Genomic DNA, 23,486 nt, shown 5'->3' on the forward strand with positions numbered 1-23,486 from the left:
TTGACATAATGCATCCTTTAAGATTTTAGGGGGATGTATGGATACACTTATTGGATTAATACTCAAAGCTAGTACCGGTTTAGCTGGTATATCAAGTGCAGTTTTTTTAATGGTTCATGCTGAATGGTTAAAGTTGCCAATTTTTTCAAAGTTATCCCAAGCTCAGACTTTCTATATATTGATTCTATCATTGGCGCTGACCTTTGTTTTTTCTCTAATTTTGCTTATTGCGCACTTAAGGAAATCAAATTTACAGAGCGGTTCTGCGACTGCAAATGGCAATGGTGTTGCAATTGTCAGCTCAGGTAGCGGCAATGTACAAGTTAACCAGTCCAGTAAGTAGGTATGGGTATGTTTCCAATAGGCAGCGCAAGTGCCAATGAAGATGGCGTTGCAATTGTTAGTAACGGTGCTGGCCCTGTAACAGTTAATCAAAATATTTATCATCAGACTCAAGCAGTCACTTCTCTTTTGACACCAATAATGGTGAGGATTATAGACGTCTATAACCCGTCTTGTGATGTGTCAGACTTAAGTATTGGTATGCCAGGGGTCGAGGATAAAATAAAATTCAATGCAGTCAAGGCATATGCGTATAACATAATAGAGTACTGTAATTACATGTCAGTAATCGAAATGGTCATTGATAATATTGATAGTGAAGAGCCTGGTTCTAAAGAAAAATTCTTATGGACCATAAATAAAAAATATAAAGATGTTAAGCGCAAAATAATTATGGAAAGTGGCATTGATCCATTTAGCGACGATGTCAAAGCGTTAATAAATAGTCATGCTGATAAAATCATAAGCATTGTATCTGAGAACATAATATCAAGTGCTACATCAGCGATATCTGCCCCGATAGAATTAATTGAAGCGGCACAAGAGCTCATTGTTTGCTACGGTTTTATCAATTGTCAGATCCTTGAGGCACCACAGTGATCTTATCGAAAGCATCCCCGCCAAACAAATATTTATATATTATCGGGGCGAATATAATTTCAATTTTAAACGACAATGAGAACAGGGCTATGCCTCCGATTTCATTATATGAAAGATACAATTCACAATATAAACCTATATCACTTTCATATATTATCTACGGTTTAGACTGGTTATTCATAATTAGCGTTATTTGTCTCAGTGAAACTGGCGATGTGAAACTATGCAACTAATTGAGCTTAATGTCTACGATCTCGACAAAGTCATTAGACATATCCCTTTTAGAGAAGGGATAAATATAATCACTCATGATGGCGACAATGGGAACCAAATAGGAAAGAGTACAGCATTAAGGGTAATAAATTTTTGTTTAGGTTCTGATGGTAAATCTATTTGGAAAGATCCAGAAAATAATAAAGTAAACCTTGATGTTGAATCCTATGTTACCTCAGGACGAATTACGTTTGAATTAATAATTAAAGTTGGCTCATTTACTCACACAATAAAACGAAATTGCACACTAGTAAATGAACGATTGAGATATGATAATTATATTGATGGAGAGCGCATTAAATCACAGTCTGCATTTCTTTCTGCAATTAGTGGTCTGTTTGGTCATAATGCAGAAAAGCCAACTTTCAAAATGATAAAAAGTAAGTTTTTTAGAATTTCTAAGCAAACTGTAAATAACGCTTATAGGTTCCTTGATATTTATAGTCGCGATGATGATTATGTCCTAATATATGCTTATTTATTTGATTTTTCTGAGTTAGATAAACTAAAGGCCAGTTTTTTCTTAAAAAAAGATATACAGAATTTGGATGCGAGGAGGCTTGCACTTCTTAATGGAAATACTCTGCTTGAATTCAAAGAGCGACTGGCAGAAATTGATCTAAAAATACAAGACCTGAAAGATCAAGCAGAGAGTTACAATATCGGCTTCTTCCAAAACAAATCAATAGAAACTCTTCGTAAATCGAGAGAGATCGGAGCTTCTTTGACAGAAGATATAACTAGAATAGAAACTAAATTACTCTACAGCAAAAAGACGATATCTGTATATGAAGGAAATATAACTGATGTTGATACATCAAAAATTGAAGCAATATATAAAGAAGCGAATATATTCCTACCAACAATATCAAAAAAACTATCTGAGGCCATAGATTTTCACAATTCAATTTTTCTAAAAAAAGCCGAGTATGTGAAAGAAAAAGTGTCTTTATTGGAAATAGATCTACAAAATAAAAAAAGTAAATTAGATAAGCACTTAGAAAAAGAAAAGGAAATAGTTAAGGTTTTATCAAAAGATGGGCATCTGAGTGGCTTCATTCTTATAGATAAAGAAATAGAATCTCTGGCTGAAATCAGAGGTAATGCCTCTTATGTTGTTCAGGAGGTTAGCAATATACTTGAAGAGATCTCAAATAAAGAATCTGAGCTGGCATTAATAAATAGAAAAATCAATGTGGGCCTGGCAACCTTAGATAGCAATATAAATGCATTTAATGTTTTTTATGAACGAATTACGCATAAAATATTTAAGACTTATAAAAACACATTTAAAGCTAATGCAAATGACCGTGGCGAGGTTGCATTTTCCATTATCAACGAGCATCTAAACACCGGAGATGGTGTTCCTCGTGTTGGAGCATTTGCCTTTGATGTTGCGATGGTTGAGTATATGAGGGAGAAGAAACTTAATAGCATCCATTTCACTATGCAAGATTACTTAGAAGCAATAGATGAATCTTCTTTGAGCACATTAATTGAATATGTTGAAGACAGGAAAATTCAAACTATTATATCTATCTTATCTGATAAATTATCCGCCCTAGAAAAGCCTAATGATTTTATCGTTGTGGAACTGTCAAAACAGAACAAGTTCTTCAAACTTGCATAGTTTATATTAAAATTTGAAGATAATAGTGCCAGACATGTTTATTCGGTCGACAACCAAGAGAGGATGTTCTATCCCTCTTGGCTGTACAGATGTTTGCATAACAGGCTCCTCTCTCACCTACATGCTGTGTTTATCACCTATCATTGCAAAGGCTTGAAGCTTACAACCAAGATGGTTTGAACGTGCCGAACTGCATGGGTTACACACCCTGCAGGGCCACTCAGTGGCCTTTACTAGTCAAGTTCAGGGCATGCATACACTCACACGACTTCTGAGATCGTAGAAAGGGATGCGGACGGAGTGATGTCACGGAATCCGCACTCCTCCCCCCCCACCTCCGCGCTAAAAATCTTGCGTTTTGTGAAATTTTTTTATGATGAAGATCTCTTATCCAGGCCGCGCCATTACTGGGGTCTTGGGGGTAAATCAGAATTTCACAAAATTTCATTTTGTGATCGTTTTCGGCTCAAATATTCACAAGACAACTCATATAGTAAAAACATAACACATTGAAAAATAATGATTAAATTAATTTTCCGTGGGATTTTATCAGCAAGCCACTAATCTGGCATGACCTCTCTGTAAGTCTTAAAAAACATTAATAATCAGGTGGTTAGCGTAGTTTTTCACGCCAGCAGATGAATTCGCGTGTGAACTTTTTAAGCCTCTTATGTTGTCCGTCATAGCTTGTCACAAGTAGGGGTTAAGGTGTGTGGGAGGTATAAAAATGCCGCCCGTAGGCGGCATCTGGCAAGACTCTGATATTAAATCAGGAAATCATCAAGGCTCTTGCCTTGCTCAACTTGCTCAGCGATTGCCTTTGGCATACGGCCCTGACCAGTCCAGGTTTTCTCCTGGCCATCTTCTTGATATTTGTATTTAGCTGGGCGTGGTGCTCGCTTCACCTTATTGTTGGCCTTGGTTGAAGCGGCAGGGGTTGAGCCGCTGATTAAGTCACGGGGGTCTACACCAGCTTGTTTCAGCATCTCAGAGAACTCAGTAAGCTTACGCTGATGCTCTACTTTCTCGGCCCGTTCTTTTTCAGTAGATTCAAAGAGTTCCGTATAGACCTGCTCGAATTTTTCTTTCGCCTCTTCCAGTTGTGCAAATGGAAGTTCGCGCAGGGCCACGCGAAGACTACGAATATTCAGTAGTGTTTTAAGAAAATCGTTCATGGTGTCCCCATTAAATGACAAATAAAGGTGTTCATCAATTTCATTGATAAACATATCATAGAACGCTGGGCTGGATATATAAATATCCTTCGGATAATTGGAGTAATAAAAAATAATAGCCCCGTGGAATGGGTAAGATAATGTTTGTTCATCTTGCCCATTCCACAGGGTGGCAAGCGTAGCGCGGCAGCATTGGTGGCCAAATTTATGTTTATGAGAAAAGCCCCGACTATGCGGGGCTTTGGTCATTTTCTCTCAATGTGGTCAACGTGTGGACATTGACTGAAACAAGTCCTTTTGTTTCATGTACTTACTTGCCTTATAAAAAAGACCTGACGGGGCTTTTTTACGTTTGGTGCTGACCGAGCCTAGACGTATTCCATAAACACGCGGGAAGTAAGCTTGGTGATGAGCTCGTAGGGGATGGTGCCAATCTCGTCTGCGACCCGCTCCACCGGCAGTCCCTCACCCCAGAGCACGGCTTCGTCACCGGCCTTGTCGGTGGCACCCGGCCCCAGATCCACTGTGGTCATGTCCATGGAGACACGGCCCACCAGCGGCACTATGCGGCCATTGACCAGCACAGAAGTGCCGTTGGGCGCCATGCGCGGATAGCCATCACCGTAGCCGATGGCGATGACGCCGAGCCGGGTATCCCGGTCCGACACCCAGTTGGCGCCATAGCCTACAGGCTCGCCCGCCTTGTGATCCCGCACCGCAATGAGCTGGGTCTTGAGGGTCATCACAGGCTGCAGGTCGTAATCCGCCGCCACCGTATTGGGGAAGGGGGATACGCCGTACAGGATGACGCCGGGGCGCACCCAGTCGCAGTGGGAATCGGGCCAGGCCAGAATGCCCGCCGAGTTCGCCATGGCCCGCTCGCCCAGGAGCGGTGCAGTCAACTTGCTGAACAAGTCGATCTGCTCGCGGGTGGTCGATTGTTCGAGTTCATCGGAGCGGCTGAAGTGAGTCATGATGTTGAACGGCTGCACCACGTTCTTGCACTTGGCCAGACGCGCGATAAAGGCGGGCATCTCGTCGCTGCGCACCCCGAGCCGGTGCATGCCGGTGTCGAGCTTGAGCCAGGCCACCACGGGAGCCGGCAGTTCGGCCTGCTCCAGCGCTTCGAGCTGCTCCCAGGTGTGCACCGCAGTTTGCAAATTATTGGCCGCCAGCACCGGCAGATCGGCGCTCGAGAAGAAACCCTCCAGCAGCACGATCGGTTTGACCACGGCGCAGGAGCGCAACATCAGCGCCTCTTCGATACGGGCCACTGCGTAGGCATCCGCATCCACCAGGGTGCGGGCGACCGGCAGCAGGCCATGGCCATAGGCGTTGGCCTTGACCACGGCAATGATCTTGCAATCGGGGGCATGCCGTTTGACCACGGCGAGGTTGTGGCGCAGGGCCGCTGTATTGATTTGGGCAATTGCCGCTTTCATCTGTTTTCCCTTACGAGGGCATGATGGCGCGTGAATGCGCCAGGCACCGTGTGGTGTCAGCCCTTAATTGTCATCGTCTAAGGCCGGACCGGCATAATTGTCGAACCGGGAAAACTGTGTCTTGGATCTGGGGGGACCCAGGCACCGATATGGGTGCGCAGACCGACCCCTACTTAGTAATCGTCATCAAACGCCGGACCGGCGTAGTTGTCGAACCGGGAGAACTGCCCCTGGAAGGTAAGGCGCACGCGGCCCTATTGGCACCGTTACGCGGTTGACCGATGAGAACTCGGCTACCTTTCAGGGCTTTCGTGGTGGTATCTAATCCGCCATCACCACGGGTTTTCATCAATAGTCGTCATCAAACGCCGGGCCGGCATAGTTGTCGAACCGGGAGAACTGCCCCTGGAAAGTAAGGCGCACACGGCCGATGGGGCCGTTACGCTGCTTGCCGATGATGATCTCGGCAATCCCCTTGTCGGGACTGTCATCGTGATACACCTCATCACGGTAGATAAACATGATCAAATCCGCGTCCTGCTCGATGGAGCCGGATTCCCGCAGATCCGAGTTGACCGGGCGCTTGTCCGCACGCTGTTCCAGGCTACGGTTGAGCTGGGACAGCGCGACCACGGGGCACTGCAACTCTTTTGCCAGCGCCTTGAGGGAGCGGGAGATTTCACCTATCTCCAGGGTCCGGTTGTCGGAAAGCGCTGGCACCCGCATCAGCTGCAGGTAGTCGATCATGATCATGGAGAGGCCGCCGTGCTCACGGGCGATGCGGCGCGCGCGGGAGCGCACGTCGGTCGGGGTGAGGCCGGAGGCGTCATCGATATACATCTTGCCCTTCTCGAGCAGCAATCCCATGGTGGAGGAGAGGCGTGCCCAATCCTCGTCGTCAAGCTGACCGGTTCGCACCTTGGTCTGGTCGATGCGCCCCACCGAGGCGAGCATACGCATGATGATCTGCTCGGAGGGCATCTCCAGCGAGAAGATGAGTACCGGTTTCTCGGCGGTGAGCGCCGCGTGCTCGCACAGGTTCATGGCAAAGGTGGTCTTGCCCATGGAGGGACGGGCCGCCACGATAATCAGATCCGAGCGCTGCAGACCGGCGGTCATCTTGTCCAGATCCCCATAACCGCTCGACACCCCGGTCACGCCGTTGTGAGGGGTCTTGAACAGCTCTTCAATCTTGTCGACCGTCTGCTCGAGGATCAGCTTGAGCGGCTGCGGCCCCTCGTTGGCGCTGGTACGCTGTTCGGCGATCTGGAACACCTTGCTCTCGGCCAGATCGAGCAGATCGCCCGAGGTGCGCCCCTGCGGCTCGTAGCCTGCTTCGACTATCTCGTTGGCGACCGAGATCATCTCCCGCACGACCGCCCGCTCACGCACTATCTCGGCGTAGGCATTGATGTTGGCGGCACTCGGGGTGTTCTTGGCGATCTCCACCAGATAGGCGAAACCACCGGACTCCTCCAGCTGCTCCGAGCGCTCCAGCTCCTCTTGCAGCGTGATGAGATCGATGGGATTGCCCGCGTTGGAGAGGCGGGTCATGGCCTGGAAGATCAACCGGTGAGGGCGGCTGTAGAAATCCTTGTCGATCACCCGTTCGGCAACCCGATCCCAGGCCTCGTTATCCAGCATCAGGCCGCCCAGTACGGACTGTTCGGCCTCAAAAGAGTGGGGAGGAACTTTCAGCTGTTGTGTCTTGGCGTCTTTTTTCGCCGTCACTTGCTCTGCCATACACATAAAAACCGCAGCGGGAAGGGGACGGGAATTTTACAAAAGAAACCCCGCCATCGCGAGTGCTAATGCACGCTATTCACTTCTGTCTGACACAAGCGCCCTCCTGATGGTCAATGGCGCCGCTTGCTGATGAAATATGCCGCTGTCTCATACCATGATGAAGGGCCAGACCAGGGTCTGATCCTGCTGCTTGGCTCTCGTTTTGTTGCGCAGCTTGCGCTCCTTGCGGCTTGGTCGTCGATTTTTCATTGCCATTCTCTCCTCTGATTGCCCCGGAATGGGGTGTAATCTGTTCATGAATAATTCATGCCAACGATGTTAATCATAGTCGCAAGCTGCACTACAACGAGGGACAGGCAGCCTGTCATGCACCTCGCTGAGCTTGCTAAAGCAGACCATGTCCCCATCCACTGATGAGAGTGAAAAGAGTCAAAATGAAAAAGATGCTGACCCTGTTTGCCGTGATCCTGGCCATTGGCCTGGGGGCACCCATTGCCGAGGCCAAGAAATTTGGCGGCGGTAAATCCTTTGGCAAGAGCTACAAAACAGCTCCGGCCCAACCGGCGGCCAAACCCGTCGACACCAAGAACCCGGCAGTCGGGGCTCAGGCCGCACCGAAGAAAGGCGGCATGATGGGCGGCCTGCTCGGCGGCCTGCTGGCCGGTGGTCTGTTCGCTTACCTGCTGGGTAGCGGCGCCTTCGAAGGTCTGCAAGGCATGGACATGCTGCTGATCGCGCTGCTGGCGCTGGGCGCCGTCTTCCTGTTCCGCGCCATGCGCAAGAGCAAGGCCCCCTCGCCTCAACCACAGACGGCCTACGCCGGCTATCAGCCGCCATCGGCTGCGCCGCAGCAGTTCGAACAGAGCAGCAGTGCGCCGCAAGCGACCGGCTTTGCCGACAGCGACGTGCCGTTCCGTCTGCCGCCAGGTTTTGACATGAACAGTTTCCTGTCCGGCGCCCGTGATCACTATCGCACCCTGCAAGAAGCCTGGAACACAAACGACTTGGAAAAAGTGCGTGAGTATGTGAGCCCTGAGTTGTTCGAACAGCTCAAAGCCGAACGCGCAGAGCTGACCGGCGAGCAGCATACCGAAGTCATGTATGTGGATACCCAGCTGGTGCGTGCCGACTACGGCAGCGACTGGGCCCAGGTCAGCGTACGCTTCAGCGGCCGCTACATGGACCGTCAGGAGCAGGTCGAGGAAGACATCAAAGAGGTGTGGCACCTCGAGCGTAACCTGGCCAAGGACAATGCACCCTGGCACATTGTCGGTATCGAGCAGCTGTAAACGCTCTTTAATCCTGCGAAGACAACAGAGGCGGCCCAGAGCCGCCTCTGTTATTTTTGACTCCCTGCGTGCCCTCTCCCACCCCTCCCCCTGCAAGTCCAGCCACAGCCCCTCAATATGGTCGCTATGAGAATGGTTCGTGATTGTGTAGTATGGCCGCCCTTTTTTTGTTCAATTTCCGTTCACCGAGGCGTGGTTCATGGCTCTCTCTTTTCTGCGTAGCGGCAACATGCCTCGTTTGCTGGCCAGCCTGCTGTGCTGCGCAACCCTGATCCTGGTTTCCCTCGCCACTCTCTATTGGCAGACCTGGTCCATGACCCGCCAGCAGGCGCAAAATGCCGCCGAGCGTGCCATGGTGCAGATAGACAGCGCCCTCTACCACTCTACCCAGGCGGCCCGGGCCGCACTGCCGCTGGTGGGCCGCCCCTGTCACGAGGTTGCCCGCGAGCTGAGAGTACTGGTTGCCACCTCCCCCTATGTACGCTCGGTCAACCTCTCACGCCATGGTCGCCTCTACTGCTCTTCCATCTTCGACGAGATCAACCTGAAAGATGAGCTGCAAAACGGCCAGCACCAGCAGCTCAAGCTCAAAGCCGTCACCCGGCTCGGACTCAAGCCCTCGCTGCTGTTCTATCGCCTGAGCGAAGGCGATCATGGGGTAGTGGTTGCCATCAACCCCTACCACCTGAGCAAACCGCTGCAATGGCGACTCGGCGGGCCCAACAGCTGGGTGCAGATAGGTGAGCAGTGGCTCGATATCAAGGGCCGGATCCACGACGGTGTCGCCCCTGTTTTTCGGGGGTTCAACTACCCGCTCAGTTCGACGGCATTCGGCTACAGCCTCAATCAGGGATTCCCGCTGGAAGCCGTGTTGCTGCTCACGCTGAAAAAGCAGAGCACCGTCATCATCTTGATCCTGACTCTGGGCGGACTGGCCGGCCTTGCCACCTATCGCTGGTGGAGCCATATCTCCACCCCGACCCAAGAGCTCAAGCGCGCCATCATCAAGCAGGAGTTCATTCCCTACCTGCAGCCCATCGTTTACAGCAAGAGCGGTCAGCTCCATGGCTGCGAGGTGCTGATGCGCTGGCAGCACCATCGTCAGGGGTTGATCCGGCCGGATCTCTTCATCCCTCTGGCGGAGGAGAGCGGCCTCATCATACTGATGACCCAGACCCTGATGCAGCAGGTTCGTCTGGAGTTTGCCCCCCATGTGGCGCAACTGCCGCCCCGCTTTCACTTCGGTTTCAACATCTGTGCGCAGCACTGCCAGGAGATGAGCCTGATCGACGACTGCCGCCGATTCCTGGCCGCCTTCGCCAGCAATCCGGTCACGCTGGTGCTGGAGCTGACCGAGCGGGAACTGATCACCCCCTGCCAACTGACCGACCAACTGTTCGGCGAGCTGCGCCAGATGGGGGTCAAGATAGGTCTGGACGACTTTGGCACAGGCCACTCCAGCCTCACCTATCTGCAACAGTTTCACGTGGACTACCTCAAGATCGACCAGAGCTTCGTCGCCATGATAGGCACCAATGCCCTCTCTCGTCATATTCTTGACAGCACCATCAGTCTGGCCACCCGGCTGGGACTGGAAACCGTCGCCGAAGGGGTCGAAACCCAGGAGCAGGCTGACTTCCTGACAGAGCGCAACGTCAACTACCTGCAAGGCTACCTCTATGGCCGTCCGCTCACCCCGGCCCAGTTCCTGCGACTGCTGCCCGCCCCGGTGCCGGAGCAGACAGACCCCCATCAAGCGGCATGATCCCTCAGCGACGCTCGGGTGCCGATACAACAATGTGAAACTTGTCATTAGTCTGTGGTGATGGCGTTAAACAATCTAGCAAACGTTTGTTTGCTTTATTAATGTGCAGTAGCTCAAAGGAATCAGCTCTCTTTATTTCCAATTACTGCTTTTTGCCTAGAATCGCCACACTCCTGTCATACAGGAACGATATACAGGACAATAACAACAAGAGGATTATTACCAATGAAGAAGACGTTACTGGCCGTCACCGTCTCTATTACTCTGCTCGGGCTGACCGCCTGCAATTCAGAAAACAGCAGCAAGGAGCATATTCCGCTGGATCTGACCATTGCCCATATCAATGATACCCACGCCCACCTCGACCCGACCGAAAATGCGCTGGCCATCCAGCCCACCGGCCAGGAGCTGTTCAAATTCTACGCCAAACTGGGCGGCTATCCCCGTCTGAAGTTCAAGCTGGACGAGCTGCGCAGCCAGGCCGCCAATGAAGGCCGCAACTTCATGGTGCTCAACGGTGGTGATGCCTTCCAGGGCACCCTCTACTTCACCCAGTTCAAGGGGGAAGAGGAGTCTCGCCTGCTCTCCGACATGGGTATCGATGCCATGGTGCTGGGCAACCACGAATTTGATTTGGGCAATCAGGCCATTAAAGATTTCGTCTCACGGGTGAATTTCCCTGTATTGGCTTCCAACATGGTGAAATCCAGTAGCGCCACCCTGAAAGACAGTGAAAATATTCATGAATATGTCATTAAAGAAATAAATGGCGAGAGCGTGGGTATTTTCGGGCTGGTGCTGGAAAATATGCATGATATCTCTTCACCGGATACCGATACCCAATTCCTGCCGATGATTGAAACCGCCCAGAAAATGGTCGACACCCTCAAGTCAAAAGGCGCCAACAAGATCATCATGGTCACCCATATCGGTCTGCAAAATGACCAGGCCGTCGCCAAGGCGGTCAACGGTATCGACCTGATTGTCGGCGGTCACTCCCAGACCTTCCTCGGCGACATCAACGAGATCAACACCATAGGCTACACGGCCCACAACCAGAATCCGGACGACGACAACACCTATGCCCAGCTGGTCGGCAATCCGGACGGTGGCAAGACCTGTATCGTGCAGGCCGGTGAATGGGCCAAAGGCTATGGCCTGGTCAATGTCTCCCTGAGCAAGGAAGGCCAGATCACCAAGTGTGAGGGGCGCAATACCCTGATGACGGGCGACGATTTCACCAAGGACGTGGCCAAGAAGAAAGAGCCCCTGAGTGGCAGCGAGCAGACCAATGTGGTCGACTTCATCACCAAGTCACCCGTCATCGAAATCGTGCCGGAGAACACCGCCATGCGCGATGTGATCGACACAGAGTACAAACCGGCCGTGGCCGAGCTCGAGGCCAAGATCATCGCCGACGTGCCGACCAAGTTGCCCCATGTGCGCGTGCCGGCCACCCCGGATGGCGCGGGTCTGATCGATCCCCTGGTGGCCGAATCCCTCTACTGGAAGCTCAACAAACTCAATACCAAGGTGGACTTCACCATCCAGAACGCCGGTGGTGTGCGCGCCGATGTGAACGCGGGCCCGCTCTCCGTCGGTTACGTGATGGGCACCTTGCTGCCGTTTGGCAACAAGATCGCTGCCTTCAACCTCAAGGGCAAGGACGTGCGCGCCACCCTGGAGTACGCCGTTGACTATTCCATCGGCCACGAGACCGGGATCGGCGCCTCCAGCGGTGCTTTCCCTTACGTCGGCCACCTGAGCTACACCTATGACGGCAAACTGGCCAAGGGTTCCCGCATCACCAAGCTGGAGCTGCTGGACGCCAATGGCCAGTGGCAGCCGCTGGACGACGACAAGGTATACCGCGTAGGTGCCAACACCTATATCGCCTCCGGCAAGGATGGCTACAACGGCCTGCTCAAGCGCGAAGAGCTGCCCAACAAGGGTGACTATGTCGATTCCGGCGTCGGTGAGAACGAGATGTTCATGGAGTATGCCGAGTCCCAGGGCACCCTCAATCCACTGCCCTATGCGACCGTGACCTACTTCAAGCCCTGATCAGGCTCACACGCTATTGCAACGGCGCCTGAGGGCGCCGTTTTTATGGCATACTCCCCGCCCATCGATGCCGAGGAGAATGTTTGATGGCCAAATACGACAAGATTTCCCCCGAGACCCAGCAAGAGGCGCAGAAAATTGCTCGCGCCAACCAGAAACCGGGACAGACCAAAGAACAGACCCAGCTGATCGCCCAGGGGATCCAGAAAGGCATAGACGAATACAAGAAGCAGATGAAGGCGCGGGCTCGCGAGGCCAGTCGCCAGAAGAAGTTGCAAACCAAGGCAAAACAGCAGCCGCAAGCCGGACATGAGGAGGAGGGCGACATTGAGCTTGTCGAGGTTTCCCGCCAGCATCCCCTGCCCTGGATCCTGTTGCTGCTGAGCTGGGTTGGCTTTGCCACTGCCTGGCTAGGGCTGCACTGAGCGCGCAAACCTTTACCTGGGATCCTCTTCACAGGCTGGGGACAGCATGCTGGTCATCTCCCCTTCCGACTGATTAAATCCCGCCTCTTGTCGTCTGGAGACTTGCCATGAACCCGGCACCCTTCTATCTGCTGGCACCCCTGGTGCTGTTTATCGTGACCCTGGTGCTCTATCGCATCTCTCCGCTGCGAGCCGTCGCCGCCGGCAGTGCCCGCTGGTTTATCCTGCCCGCCTTCACTCTGTTCATCCTGCTCATAGTGATCAACGGCGCCGCCGATCCCGCCCTTCGCAGCCCGGCCTTTCACTGGCTGATGCCGGGGCTTGGCTTTGCCCTGACCCTGTTTCCGGCCCTGCCCAAGGCGCTGGTGCCGCGTCTTGCCATCAAGGAGGGTGCCTTCGCCGCCCTCGGCCTGATGCTGATGAGCCTTGCCATGGTTTACTGATCGGCTGGCCGCTGGCGTTGACATGACTCAAGGGTCGCTCTGTGACGGGCGTCCCTTGTACAAACAATGGCCCGTAGGCATATTGGTGACAATATCACCGGCAAGGAGGCCAGATGGACAAGTCACCCGATTTCATGGCGCAGTGGAATTATCAGGATCCCGCCGCCAGTGCCCTGCGTTTTCATGCACTTCTTCCCGAGGCGCGTACGGCAGCCAACCTGCAACTCGAGCTGGAGTTGCTGACCCAGATCGCCCGCACCTATTCCCTGCAGCGCCAGTTTGCCGAAGCCCACCAGCTGCTCGACGAGATAGAACCCCGCCTCACCGATGCCACCCCGCGAGCACGCCTTCGCGCCCTGCTGGAGCGCGGCCGCACCTTCAACTCCGCCGGCGACAAAGCCACTGCCAGAACCCTGTTCGAACAAGCCTGGCAGTTGGGGCTCAAGAGCAAGGAGCTCTATCTGGCCATCGATGCGGCACACATGATAGCCATAGCCGCGCCACTGGAGGAGCAGAGCCGCTGGCATCAGCTGGCCATGGAGCTGGCGGAACGCAGCCAGGATGAAAAGGTGCGCGGTTGGCTCGCCAGCCTCTACAACAATCAGGGCTGGACCCTGTTCGAGCTGGGACGCTTTGATGAAGCCAGAGTATTCCAGCAAAAGTGTCTAGCCTGGCACGAACAACATAGCAATACGGCCAAGGCCTTCATCGCCCGCTGGAGTCTGGCGCGACTGACACGGGCACAGGGTCGGCATGAACAGGCGCTGGCCGAGCTGAAGCAGCTGCAGGTGGAGATGGCAGAGGCCGACGAGCCGGAGGATGGCTATCTGTTCGAGGAGCTGGGGGAGAATGCATTGGTGCTGGACGATCCGGCTGCGCCCGAATACTTCTCCCGCGCCTGGTTTCTGCTGTCACAGGATCGCTGGTTCAAGGCCAACGAGGCGGAGCGACTGGCCAGACTCAAGCATCTCGCCAAGCTCTAGACAGGCGCGGCCTCAGTCCCCTGCTCAGGCCAGACTCGTCTCTTCCCAGCCCTGCTTTTTGCGATAGATGGTGGAGGGACTGATCTCCAGCAGTGCCGCTGCCTTGGGGATGTTGCCGTCACAACTGGCGATAGCCTGCTCTATGGTCTCTTTTTCCACCAGCCAGAGCGGACGTATCGGCGCGTTGAAAGAAGGCAAGGTGGCACTGCCAGCCGTGGCCAGCGGCGCTGTCGCGGCCAGCATGCTACCCCGACTGCCATTCAGCGGCGGTGGCAAGATGTCAGGACTCACCAGCTCTCTGTCGTTGAGCACCACTATGTTGCGCACCACGTTTTGCAGCTCGCGCACGTTGCCAGGCCAGGGGTAATCGAGCAGCACCCGCGCCGCCTCCACATCGAAATCCTTGAAGCGCTTGTTCTCTTCCTTTGCGTAGCTCTGCAACAGGTTACGCGCCAGCAGCAGTATATCCTCGCCGCGCTCGCGCAGCGGTGGCAGGCTCAGCGGGATCACGTGCAGGCGGTAGTAAAGATCTTCACGAAAACGCCCCGCCTTCACCTCCACCAGCGGATCCCGGTTGGTGGCGCAGACAAAGCGCACATCCACCGTCTCCAGCTTGCCGCTGCCGACCCGTTGCAGGGTGCCGGTCTGGATGAAACGCAGCAGCTTGCTCTGCAGGTCGAGATCCATCTCGCAGATCTCGTCCAGGAACAGGGTACCGCCATCAGCCAGACTGGCCGCCCCCTTGCGATCCCCCTGGGCGCCGGTGAAGGAGCCTTTGACGTGACCGAAGATCTCGCTCTCCATCAGGTCATGGGGAATGGCGGCGCAGTTGAGCGCTATGAAGGGTTGCTCGCTGCGGGGGCTGCACTGGTGAATGGCCTCTGCGCACACCTCCTTGCCGGTGCCGCTCTCCCCCGTGATGAAGACGGTCGCCTTGCTCGGCGCCGCGCTCTCTATGATGCGATAGACGGCCTGCATCGGCATGGAGGCACCGATAAAGCCGGCGAACGAGCTGCGTTCGAAATTTTCCCGATACTGGGCCACCAGCGAACTCAGTTGCTGATGTTTCAGGGCATTGCGGGCAGTGGCACAGAGCCGCTTGCCATCGAACGGTTTGGTCAGGAAGTCGAAGGCACCGAGGCGCATCGCCTCCACCGCCACATCCACCGAGCCGTGAGCGGTGATCACCACCACGGAACAGGGCAACTGCTGTTCGGTGATCTGCTGCAAAATGTCCATGCCGGACATGTCGGGCAGTTCAAGGTCGAGCAGTACCACAGGTGGCGGGCTGGTCAGCAGCTGCGCCAACGCCTGCTGACCACAATCGGCCAACAGCACCTCATAGCCATCCTGGGCCAGATACTGTTCATAAACCACCGCCAGACTGCGGGTATCTTCCACCAACAGGACTCGAGGTTTGCTTTCAGCCACGGGAGCCATCCTTGCGATTGATTTCGTTGTCTATTTCAGGTCTTGCCCGCCATGTTACCACAGCTGGCGCGGCCTCTCTTTTATCCCGCCATTCGCAGGGAGATACAAGTAAAAACGGCTCCCTAAGGAGCCGTTTTTTCAACGATGGGCGCTTACTTCTTGGCGTTGTCGCCATCAGCAGCCGGCTTCTCGATAGCCAGCAGCTCAACATCGAACACCAGCACGGCATTGGCCGGGATGGAACCTGCACCGTGCTCGCCATAAGCCAGCTTGGACGGCAGGAAGAACTTGAACTTGGAACCGACTGGCATCAGCTGCACGCCTTCGGTCCAGCCAGGGATAACCTGGTTGAGCGGGAAGGTAGCCGGCTCACCGCGATCGACGGAGCTGTCGAACTTGGTGCCGTCGGTCAGGGTACCGGTATAGTGAACCTTGACGATGTCAGTGGCTTTCGGCTTGGCGCCGTCACCCATCTTCTCGACCAGATACTGCAGACCAGATTCGGTGCTCTTCACACCTTCTTTCTTGGCGTTGGCAGTCAGGTACTCTTCACCCTTCTTCTGGTTATCCACGGCATCCTTGTCAGCCTTGGCCTTGGTCAACTCGTTGATCTTGGCATCGTACTGCTGCAGAACCTTCTGGATCTCCTCGTCAGTCATGCTGGCTTCTTTACCCAGACCATCGGTCACACCCTTGAGGATGACGCTGTTGTCCAGTTTGATGCCGAGTTCCTGCTGACGTTCCAGGGTATTGGCGATATAACGACCCATGGAGAGGCCAATTGCATAGCCGGATTGCTCTTCAAAGCTCTTGGCATCAGCCTTGGGGGCCTCTGCCGGCTTGCTGGCTTCTGCCTTGACCTCTGCGTTGTTCGCAGCCGGCTTCTCATCTTTTTGGCAAGCAGTCAGACTCACGGCAACCGCCGCAGCCAACAGGGACACCTTCAGAAAATTGTTCATCAGTTTCTCCAAAACTCTAAATACCGCTCTCGGTTCCTTCGTGAAATGAGAGGTTTATCGTGATAAGCGCCTTATACTAACGCCGTGATCGCAGGTAACGAAAGCATGAGACAGGAAAAATGATAAAAAGTGCCATTTATCTCATCGGTATTTGTCTGATACTGACCGGTTGCGAGCAGAGCTCCCAGCCGGGCCAACAAGTCACACTCGCCAATCAGGGTCTGCTGAGTGCAGACCTTGCCAGCGATGGCAAGCAGGCCATCGTCTCCAGCCTGGGACAGGGCACTGTCGTGTGGGACCTGGAACAGGGCAAGGAGCGCTGGCGCCAGTCAGACAATCAGGACAACTTCGTCATCGTTACCCGCTTTTCGGCAGACAACAGCCACGCGGTGACCGCCACCCTGGATACCTTCGCCATCTGGCGCCTGCAAGATGGCCAGTCCCAAGGCTACTACTCGCTACCTGAATCCAAACTGAGGGACATAGCGCTGTCGGCCAATGGCCGCCAGGTGCTGATCGGGCGTGAAGATGGCAAGGCGGAGGTAGTCGATACCCAGAGCGGCCGCCGGCTGCAATTTCTCGGCCACACCGAGCAGGTCAATACGGTGGATCTCTCCGCCAATGGTCGCTACGCCCTCACCGGCGGCAACGACTACAGCGCCTATCTGTGGGATACCCGCTCAGGTCAGGTGGTATGGCGTTTCAACCACGCCGGTCGGGTGGTGATGGCAAGGCTCGATCCCCAGGGCCGTTTCGCCTTCACAGCGGACAGCCGCCAGGCCAGCATCTGGGATCTCAAGACAGGCAAGGAGGTGAGCCGATTGCAGTTCGCGCACCGCTTCGAGGTCTACACCAGTGCCCGCTTCGTCAACGACGGCAAATGGCTCATCACGGGTGCCCCCTCCCGCCAGCTCTCCCTGTGGCAGGTGAGCGATGGCACCCAGCTGCAAAGCTGGCTCGTCTCACCCCATCCCAAGGTGAAACCGCCGAGTGCAGTGGTCTACGGCGTGGCTTTGCGCGACAATAGTCACCTTGTCAGCGCCAGTTCCAGTGGTCTGGCCGAAATCTGGACTATCAAGTAAGGACCTAAAGGCCCATGAGTCAGCAACTTAACGATCGCATCGAAACCCTGGAAAGCCGTCTCGCCTTCGCCGAATACACGGTGGAACAGCTCAACGACGAGGTCACCACCCAGGGCCGTGAGCTGGATCGACTCAAGCACCAGATCCAGCTGCTGGTAGATAAACTGCAAAGCGTACAACCTAGCCAGATTGCCAGCATGGCCGAAGAGACGCCGCCCCCTCATTACTGAGTGGTTGTCTCTGCACCATAAAAAAACCCGCGATAAACGCGGGTTTTTTTATCGGGCCAGGCCCGGGGCACAGATCAGTGCTGGTGACCCTTGCCACCGCAGCCGCCGCCACCGCAGCAACCGCCATGACCCTGCTCATCGCCGTGGTCATGACCGTGATCGTGACCATGGCCACCACCGCAGCAACCACCGTGCTCATGGCCGTGATCGTGGTCATGGTCGTGACCATGATCGTGACCGCAACCACCGGCACCGTGAACGTGACCGTGAGCCAGCTCTTCGGCAGTGGCGGCACGGACGTCCTTGATCTCGACCTTGAAGCCCAGGGTCACACCAGCCAGCGGATGGTTGCCATCTACCTTGACGAACGCTTCGGACACTTCGATAACGGTCACCGGGCGGTGACCATCGTCAGTCTCGGCCACAAAAGTATCCCCTTCAGACACTTCCATGCCGTCAAACAACTCGCCAGGTACTTCTTGCACCAGGGTTTCGTCGTATTCGCCATAGGCCTGGCTCGGTGCCAGAGTAAGGTCGAACGCCTCGCCCACGCTACGGCCTTCCAGCTCGGCTTCGAGGCCGGAGACCAGATAACGGGTACCGTGCAGATACACCAGAGGCTCTTTACCGACAGTGGTGTCGATGACTTCACCATGTTCGTCAGTGACTGTGTATTCCAGCGTAACCACGCTCAGGGGAGCTACTTTCATGTCAGGGATCCTGCGGATAGAAAAAAACGGGCTCAGAATACCTCAAAAAGGTGGCCAAGCATATGGTCGGGCCCCCTCCGTCATGATGAAAAAGTCATCACTGCGAAACGGGATGAGCCTGACTTACGCCCCTTTTCTGGTACTGCTGATAACCTCACTCGGGACGAAACACCCCTATGACCTGTTCGGTCTCACGGGTTAGCTTGTCCACCTCGGCCTGAGTCTGCACCTGGGTATCCCCGCAGTCGACACAGGTCACCTTCTCGACTCCATGCTCCATATACAGCATCATGGTGTCCATTTTGCCGCATGCTGGGCACACAGCGCCGGCAATGAAGCGTTTTTTACGTCTGGTTTCCATTTTTGTTACCTCCAGGCAGCATCATATCAGGGTTTTTACATGCATCACGCCATCGAATGTCAGCATTTTTCCTCCCCTCACCTGCAGGTTGGCGGCCGCAAACGCGCGCCGTTGGGCCAGTTGCTGCGAATAACCCGGGGCGGGGCGCTGCTGCGACTCGGCCAGTATGAATTGCTGCTGACAGCGGGCAACAGTTTCTGGCTCTGCGCCGATGCCCTCGCTGCCTTCAGCCCGCTGGCAGGCTGCCATTATGATTTGCTGACTTGTTCCCCGCGGGTTGCCCAACCTGCACAGGCAGGCTGGTTGCACCCGACACCGCTACTTGATGCCCTGTTCGACAGCCTGGCCCAGTGGCAACGCCCACGCGACTGGCAAGGCGCCTATGGTTATCGCCTGCAGGTGATGCTCGACGAGCTTCAGGCCTGTCCTCTCGCGCAACATGGTGACCAGATGCTGCAAGGCGCCTGGCGGGCACTGGCAGGCCAGCAAACGGGCAGTGACGCCGCCTGGCAGGCGTGCCTCTCCCAGCGAGGCATGACAGATCCGGGCCTAGCGGCCGATGCCCTGAGCGCCCAGTGGCAGCTGCTGCAAGCTGTGCGCCTGCTCAAGAGCGGCAGCAAACGGGAACTGGTGATAGCCAAGCTCGGCTACCGGGACGAAGAGGCTCTCGCCCTGGCGTGTCAACACTGGCTTGGCGCCAGCCTGGACCAGCAAGTACCCGCCTGATCGCCCCTGATCGCCCCTGATTGCCATGACCCGCACAAACACGCCATAGGGTCAGCAAGGTGAATAAATGGGTGAAATGAGTCCAGTTTTACGGCGCGCGGTCGCTAATAACGGGAGGGCCATTTCGCCTATAATCCTTTATGCTAGGGGCCTGAATTGACTGATACCGTTTTGACTCACAGGACATCTGCCATGAAAAGCAAGGCCAACCAATCCCAGGGCATGTTGCTGTTTCATCTCTCGGCCAAACAATCCTTTGCCATCGGCACCCTCAAGGTGAAGGAGATAGTGCCTTACACCCAGCTCACAGCCATGCCGCACTCGCACCCGACCGTGCTCGGCGCCGCCAGCATGCGGGGCACCACAATCCCGGTGATCGACATGGCCATGGCGGTGGGTTATCGCCCTATCAGCAAGGAGGAGATGCCGAGCTGCTTCATCATCATCACCGACTGTCGCCGCACCCTGGTGGGCTTTCTGGTGCGCGGCATCGACAAGATCACCGAGTGCAACTGGCGCGATATCGAGTCCCCTCCCGCGGCTCTCGGCCATAACGTGTTCGTGACCGGGGTGACCCGGGTCAACGACCAGCTGATCCAGTTGCTGGATGTGGAACTGATACTGTCACGGGTCTACCCGGACGACCCCAGCCACCTCTATCCGGTGCTGACCGATGTGCAGCGGGAGCGGATCAAGCCGATGCGGATCCTGCTGGTGGATGACTCCTCCGTCGCCCGCCGCCAGCTGATGGCCGCCCTCGACTACATCAATATTCCCTACGAAGTGTGCACCAACGGCAAGGATGCACTGGCCCTGATGCAGGCTCGCGCCAGCCAGAAGACTCCCATCGACATACTGGTGAGCGACATAGAGATGCCGGGACTCGACGGCTATGAACTGGCCTTCGAGGTGCAAAGCGATGCGACGCTGGCGGGTGCCTACATCATCCTGCACACCTCGCTCTCCAGCGAGATTAGCGTGGAACGTGCCCATCAGGTGGGTGCCCACGAGGCGCTGACCAAGTTTGAGGCCAACGAAATGGTCCAGGCCATGTTGCGCGGTGCCGAGCACCACGACAGCCTGCTGGCCTGACCAAAATCGGCGAGAAGCGTCCCTTCTCGCCGTGCTTTTCATTGCCCTGATACCTGCTTCGGATCCCCATCATGCTCATAGAGAGTCACTTCCATGCCCCCTGGTGGGCGCGCAATCCCCATCTGCAAACCATATTGCCAAAGTGGCTGCGACGAGCCCCCGTCCGTTTCGTGCCAGAACGTTTTGAACTGGCAGACGGGGACTTCGTCGATCTCGCCTGGAGCGGTGACATCAGCCAGGGGGAGCGGCCACTGATAGTGCTGTTTCACGGCCTGGAGGGCAGCATTCACTCCCACTATGCCAAGGGGTTGTTTGCCCATCTGCAGCGCCAGGGGGACGAGGCGGTACTGATGCATTTTCGCGGCTGCAGCGGCGAACCCAACCGCCTGCTGCAGGCCTATCACTCCGGTGCCATCGAGGATGCACAGGCGCTGATCGCCGAGCTGGGGCGGCGTTTTCCCGGCAAGCCGATGATCGCCATCGGCTATTCACTGGGGGGCAACATGCTGGTCAATCTGCTGGCGCGGGCCTGCCCGAAGGAATTGAAGGCAGCCGTGGTGATCTCGGCACCGCTACAGCTCGACAGCTGCGCCGATCGGGTCAATCAGGGATTCTCGCGGGTGTACCAAAACTATCTGCTGCGCACCATGCGCCATAACCTGCAAAGCAAGATCCGTCGCCAGGCCGAGGCGGGCAAACGCTGGCAGCACCAGCAAGTACAAGCGATTGCTACCCTGCGCGACTTCGACGAGCAGGTCACGGCTCCCCTGCACGGCTTTGCCAGTGCAGACCACTATTACCAGAGCTGCTCGGGTCTGGGGCTACTGACACGCATCCCCATTCCTACCCTGGTGATCCACGCCGCCGACGATCCCTTCATGACGGATGCCGTGATCCCGCTGCCGGAGCAACTCTCACCCATGGTGCGTTACGAGTTGAGTCGGCGGGGAGGCCATGTGGGCTTCCTGCACGGCACGCCTTGGCGCCCCCGCTTCTGGCTGGAGGAGCGCATCAGCCAATGGTTGCAGGAGCAGACTCAGGAGGCTATCAGGTAGCCGTTGCGGCCCGTTTCCTTGACCCGATAGAGCGCCTCGTCAGCCCGTGCCAGCATGTCGGCAACCGACTCATCCTCACGCCACAAGGCAATGCCCTGACTCACAGTCACATTGGGGGAGACCTCTGACTGCGCATGGGGAATGGCACGGGCCGCCAGGGCGGCGGCGATCCGCCTGGCAATGTCTGCGGCGAGCAGGGCATCGGCGCCGGGCAGCAGGATCACGAACTCCTCCCCACCATAGCGAGCCACGACATCGGCCGGCTGTCGCACCGCCTCACGCAGGCAATCCGCCACCGCAATCAGGCAGTTATCCCCTTGCAGGTGACCGTAGTGGTCATTGAAGCGTTTGAAGAAATCCACATCCAGCAGCAGGATGGCAAAGTCACCATGCTGCTGGCGCACCTCGGCCAGGATCTGCTCGCTGACCCTGGTAAAATGGCGCCGATTGGCCAAGCCGGTCAAGGGATCCTGTTTGGCCATGCCATCGAGCTGACGGGCCAGCGCCAGATTTTCGTGTTCCCGAGAGACCGCCAGCACGAACCAGCCGTTCAGCATGCGCCGCCCTGTCTCCAGCAGTATGACGAGGCAGCCTACCGCCAGTCCGTGCACTATGGGAAACGGCACCCTGACAAACAAGGCTTCCAGCAACAGAAAGAGCAAGGGTGGAACGCTGAAACAGTAAAACAGCCGCGCCTCGCAATAGAGGGCGATCAGCGCCGTCATCAGCAGCAAGCTGATAAGGTCGAACGCCAGACTGAAGCCTCCCCTCAGCTCAACCAGGGCGATGGCATAGCCAAACAGTGCCCAGGCAAGGCCCCACAACAGCGCCCCGGCGCACAAGCAGGGCCGCCAGAGCGCCAGCGGCTGCCTCGACAACCAGCGCCAGCACAGGGGAAACAGCAGGCAGGCCAGGGTAAGCTGCATCTCATAACGCCAGGGCAGTATGCGAGCAACCACCAGATGGGCATCCTGATAGACATAGAAACGAGCAAGCAGGAACAGGAGTGCCAGCTGGTTGACGGCCCAGAACCAGAACAGCCCCTTGCTCAGGGCGTGGCGGCGCGATTCACACAGATGGTGATCAAAGCGAGTGGAGAGGCGACGTTGTTCATCAGTCAGCATGATCACACCCGCTTGCAGCCCGATAAACTCCTTGCGCTCGCTGACAACCAATAGACAATATCCACACGTTCGTAACTGAAGATGACCCCATGATTATCCCCTGGCAAGACTTGGACTCCGATACCCTCAACAACCTGCTCGAACACTTCGTCCTGCGGGAAGGCACCGAGTACGGTGAGCATGACGTCAGCCTAGCTGACAAGGTCGACGAGGTCAGACAGCAGCTGAAGCAAGGTCTGGCCGTTATCGTCTACAGCGAACTGCACGAGAGCATCAACATAGTGTCAAAAGCGACCTTCAGCAGCGCACCGATGGACGATATACCGGAATAGCCAGGTGATTGCCATCCCAATCTGGGCCTTGCCAGCGCAACTGGCATGATGGCGCAACAAACCTGACAGTTCCCGCCTGGGGTCAGGCCTTTATACCGGACATAAAAATGGCCCGCCGAATCATCGACAGGCCATTTGGGGCAAGTATGAGTACCTTTATAAGCATGTAATTAAGCGAACCACACCTTCCGAATAAATAAATTCGTA

24 protein-coding genes and 1 pseudogene are annotated in these 23,486 nt (G+C 55.3%); 16 read left to right on the forward strand and 9 right to left on the reverse strand.

Annotated features, from left to right (window positions below; genetic code table 11):
* Positions 1–37 precede the first annotated feature (37 nt).
* The 4 genes from ONZ54_RS17540 to ONZ54_RS17550 are packed head-to-tail and all read left to right on the forward strand — an operon-like array spanning position 38 to position 2,845.
* Positions 38–343, forward strand: coding sequence for a hypothetical protein (locus tag ONZ54_RS17540; protein ID WP_271786800.1), 306 nt, complete (start codon positions 38–40; stop codon positions 341–343).
* 8 nt (positions 344–351) lie between these two features.
* Positions 352–942, forward strand: a complete 591-nt coding sequence (locus tag ONZ54_RS17545; protein ID WP_271786801.1) for a hypothetical protein — start codon at positions 352–354, stop codon at positions 940–942.
* Complete coding sequence (locus ONZ54_RS23220) at positions 939–1,175, forward strand: ABC-three component system middle component 6 (protein ID WP_334312713.1); 237 nt, start codon at positions 939–941, stop codon at positions 1,173–1,175. Before ONZ54_RS17545 ends, ONZ54_RS23220 begins: the two co-directional genes overlap by 4 nt.
* Positions 1,166–2,845, forward strand: coding sequence for a DUF2326 domain-containing protein (locus tag ONZ54_RS17550; protein WP_271786802.1), 1,680 nt, complete (start codon positions 1,166–1,168; stop codon positions 2,843–2,845). The genes ONZ54_RS23220 and ONZ54_RS17550 overlap by 10 nt, the downstream gene beginning before the upstream one ends.
* A 764-nt stretch (positions 2,846–3,609) precedes the next feature.
* Here the strand turns inward: ONZ54_RS17550 and ONZ54_RS17555 are convergent.
* The 4 genes and pseudogenes from ONZ54_RS17555 to dnaB form a co-directional block, all read right to left on the reverse strand.
* Positions 3,610–4,020, reverse strand: a complete 411-nt coding sequence (locus ONZ54_RS17555) for an H-NS family histone-like protein (protein ID WP_271788301.1) — start codon at positions 4,018–4,020, stop codon at positions 3,610–3,612.
* A 368-nt stretch (positions 4,021–4,388) separates the two neighbouring features.
* Positions 4,389–5,462 (reverse strand): alanine racemase, encoded by a 1,074-nt coding sequence (alr, locus tag ONZ54_RS17560; protein WP_131731298.1) that lies wholly within the window; start codon positions 5,460–5,462, stop codon positions 4,389–4,391.
* A 173-nt stretch (positions 5,463–5,635) separates the two neighbouring features.
* Positions 5,636–5,782, reverse strand: a pseudogene (locus tag ONZ54_RS23300) (replicative DNA helicase); the annotation flags it as partial.
* A 28-nt stretch (positions 5,783–5,810) separates the two neighbouring features.
* Positions 5,811–7,205, reverse strand: a complete 1,395-nt coding sequence (gene dnaB, locus ONZ54_RS17565; protein WP_021140911.1) for a replicative DNA helicase — start codon at positions 7,203–7,205, stop codon at positions 5,811–5,813.
* Between the two features lie 437 nt (positions 7,206–7,642).
* Here dnaB and ONZ54_RS17570 point away from each other — a divergent pair, with 437 nt between their 5' ends.
* The 6 genes from ONZ54_RS17570 (at position 7,643) to ONZ54_RS17595 (ending at position 14,177) form a co-directional block, all read left to right on the forward strand.
* A complete protein-coding gene (locus ONZ54_RS17570) occupies positions 7,643–8,497 on the forward strand; it encodes a Tim44 domain-containing protein (RefSeq protein ID WP_087756369.1) in 855 nt (284 codons plus the stop codon).
* A 199-nt stretch (positions 8,498–8,696) separates the two neighbouring features.
* Positions 8,697–10,262 carry an EAL domain-containing protein gene (locus ONZ54_RS17575; protein WP_169046671.1) on the forward strand — a complete coding sequence of 522 codons (1,566 nt, stop codon included), beginning with the start codon at positions 8,697–8,699 and terminating at the stop codon, positions 10,260–10,262.
* A 225-nt stretch (positions 10,263–10,487) separates the two neighbouring features.
* Positions 10,488–12,326, forward strand: a complete 1,839-nt coding sequence (locus tag ONZ54_RS17580; protein WP_021140908.1) for a bifunctional metallophosphatase/5'-nucleotidase — start codon at positions 10,488–10,490, stop codon at positions 12,324–12,326.
* Between the two features lie 86 nt (positions 12,327–12,412).
* Entirely contained in the window at positions 12,413–12,751 is a 339-nt protein-coding gene (locus ONZ54_RS17585; RefSeq protein WP_212540420.1) for a DUF2956 domain-containing protein, read from the forward strand.
* 107 nt (positions 12,752–12,858) lie between these two features.
* Entirely contained in the window at positions 12,859–13,194 is a 336-nt protein-coding gene (locus tag ONZ54_RS17590) for a hypothetical protein (protein WP_017412614.1), read from the forward strand.
* Between the two features lie 113 nt (positions 13,195–13,307).
* On the forward strand, positions 13,308–14,177 hold the full coding sequence (locus ONZ54_RS17595) for a tetratricopeptide repeat protein (RefSeq protein ID WP_271786803.1): 870 nt from the start codon (positions 13,308–13,310) through the stop codon (positions 14,175–14,177).
* A 24-nt stretch (positions 14,178–14,201) separates the two neighbouring features.
* Here the strand turns inward: ONZ54_RS17595 and ONZ54_RS17600 are convergent, their stop codons facing one another.
* Complete coding sequence (locus ONZ54_RS17600; RefSeq protein ID WP_058393571.1) at positions 14,202–15,608, reverse strand: sigma-54-dependent transcriptional regulator; 1,407 nt, start codon at positions 15,606–15,608, stop codon at positions 14,202–14,204.
* Between the two features lie 152 nt (positions 15,609–15,760).
* On the reverse strand, positions 15,761–16,567 hold the full coding sequence (gene fkpA / locus ONZ54_RS17605; protein ID WP_011899028.1) for an FKBP-type peptidyl-prolyl cis-trans isomerase: 807 nt from the start codon (positions 16,565–16,567) through the stop codon (positions 15,761–15,763).
* A gap of 119 nt (positions 16,568–16,686) precedes the next feature.
* Here fkpA and ONZ54_RS17610 point away from each other — a divergent pair, with 119 nt between their 5' ends.
* Together ONZ54_RS17610 and ONZ54_RS17615 are read left to right on the forward strand one after the other, a co-directional pair.
* Entirely contained in the window at positions 16,687–17,649 is a 963-nt protein-coding gene (locus ONZ54_RS17610) for a WD40 repeat domain-containing protein (RefSeq protein WP_271786804.1), read from the forward strand.
* Between the two features lie 14 nt (positions 17,650–17,663).
* On the forward strand, positions 17,664–17,879 hold the full coding sequence (locus tag ONZ54_RS17615) for a SlyX family protein (RefSeq protein WP_005311800.1): 216 nt from the start codon (positions 17,664–17,666) through the stop codon (positions 17,877–17,879).
* A gap of 74 nt (positions 17,880–17,953) precedes the next feature.
* Here ONZ54_RS17615 and ONZ54_RS17620 read toward each other — a convergent pair whose 3' ends face one another.
* Positions 17,954–18,589, reverse strand: coding sequence for an FKBP-type peptidyl-prolyl cis-trans isomerase (locus ONZ54_RS17620; RefSeq protein WP_021138314.1), 636 nt, complete (start codon positions 18,587–18,589; stop codon positions 17,954–17,956).
* A 154-nt stretch (positions 18,590–18,743) separates the two neighbouring features.
* Positions 18,744–18,950, reverse strand: a complete 207-nt coding sequence (locus tag ONZ54_RS17625) for a YheV family putative zinc ribbon protein (protein ID WP_034523471.1) — start codon at positions 18,948–18,950, stop codon at positions 18,744–18,746.
* A 39-nt stretch (positions 18,951–18,989) separates the two neighbouring features.
* On the opposite strand from ONZ54_RS17625, the gene ONZ54_RS17630 reads away from it, so the two are divergent.
* The 3 genes from ONZ54_RS17630 (at position 18,990) to ONZ54_RS17640 (ending at position 21,823) form a co-directional block, all read left to right on the forward strand.
* On the forward strand, positions 18,990–19,676 hold the full coding sequence (locus ONZ54_RS17630; RefSeq protein ID WP_271786805.1) for a hypothetical protein: 687 nt from the start codon (positions 18,990–18,992) through the stop codon (positions 19,674–19,676).
* A 192-nt stretch (positions 19,677–19,868) separates the two neighbouring features.
* A complete protein-coding gene (locus tag ONZ54_RS17635; RefSeq protein ID WP_005311791.1) occupies positions 19,869–20,768 on the forward strand; it encodes a chemotaxis protein in 900 nt (299 codons plus the stop codon).
* 71 nt (positions 20,769–20,839) lie between these two features.
* Positions 20,840–21,823: a hydrolase gene (locus ONZ54_RS17640; RefSeq protein WP_271786806.1), complete on the forward strand. Its 984-nt coding sequence runs from the start codon at positions 20,840–20,842 to the stop codon at positions 21,821–21,823.
* On the opposite strand, the gene ONZ54_RS17645 is transcribed toward ONZ54_RS17640, so the two are convergent.
* Complete coding sequence (locus ONZ54_RS17645) at positions 21,805–22,947, reverse strand: sensor domain-containing diguanylate cyclase (RefSeq protein WP_334312740.1); 1,143 nt, start codon at positions 22,945–22,947, stop codon at positions 21,805–21,807. The two genes, ONZ54_RS17640 and ONZ54_RS17645, sit on opposite strands and share 19 nt — an antisense overlap.
* Before the next feature lie 89 nt (positions 22,948–23,036).
* Here ONZ54_RS17645 and ONZ54_RS17650 point away from each other — a divergent pair, with 89 nt between their 5' ends.
* The gene (locus ONZ54_RS17650; RefSeq protein WP_021138320.1) at positions 23,037–23,279 is read left to right on the forward strand and encodes a YheU family protein; all 243 of its coding nucleotides are present in this window, start codon (positions 23,037–23,039) and stop codon (positions 23,277–23,279) included.
* The last annotated feature ends 207 nt before the right edge of the window (positions 23,280–23,486 follow it).

It is taken from the genome of Aeromonas salmonicida (assembly GCF_028355655.1).
Taxonomy (GTDB): domain Bacteria; phylum Pseudomonadota; class Gammaproteobacteria; order Enterobacterales; family Aeromonadaceae; genus Aeromonas; species Aeromonas salmonicida.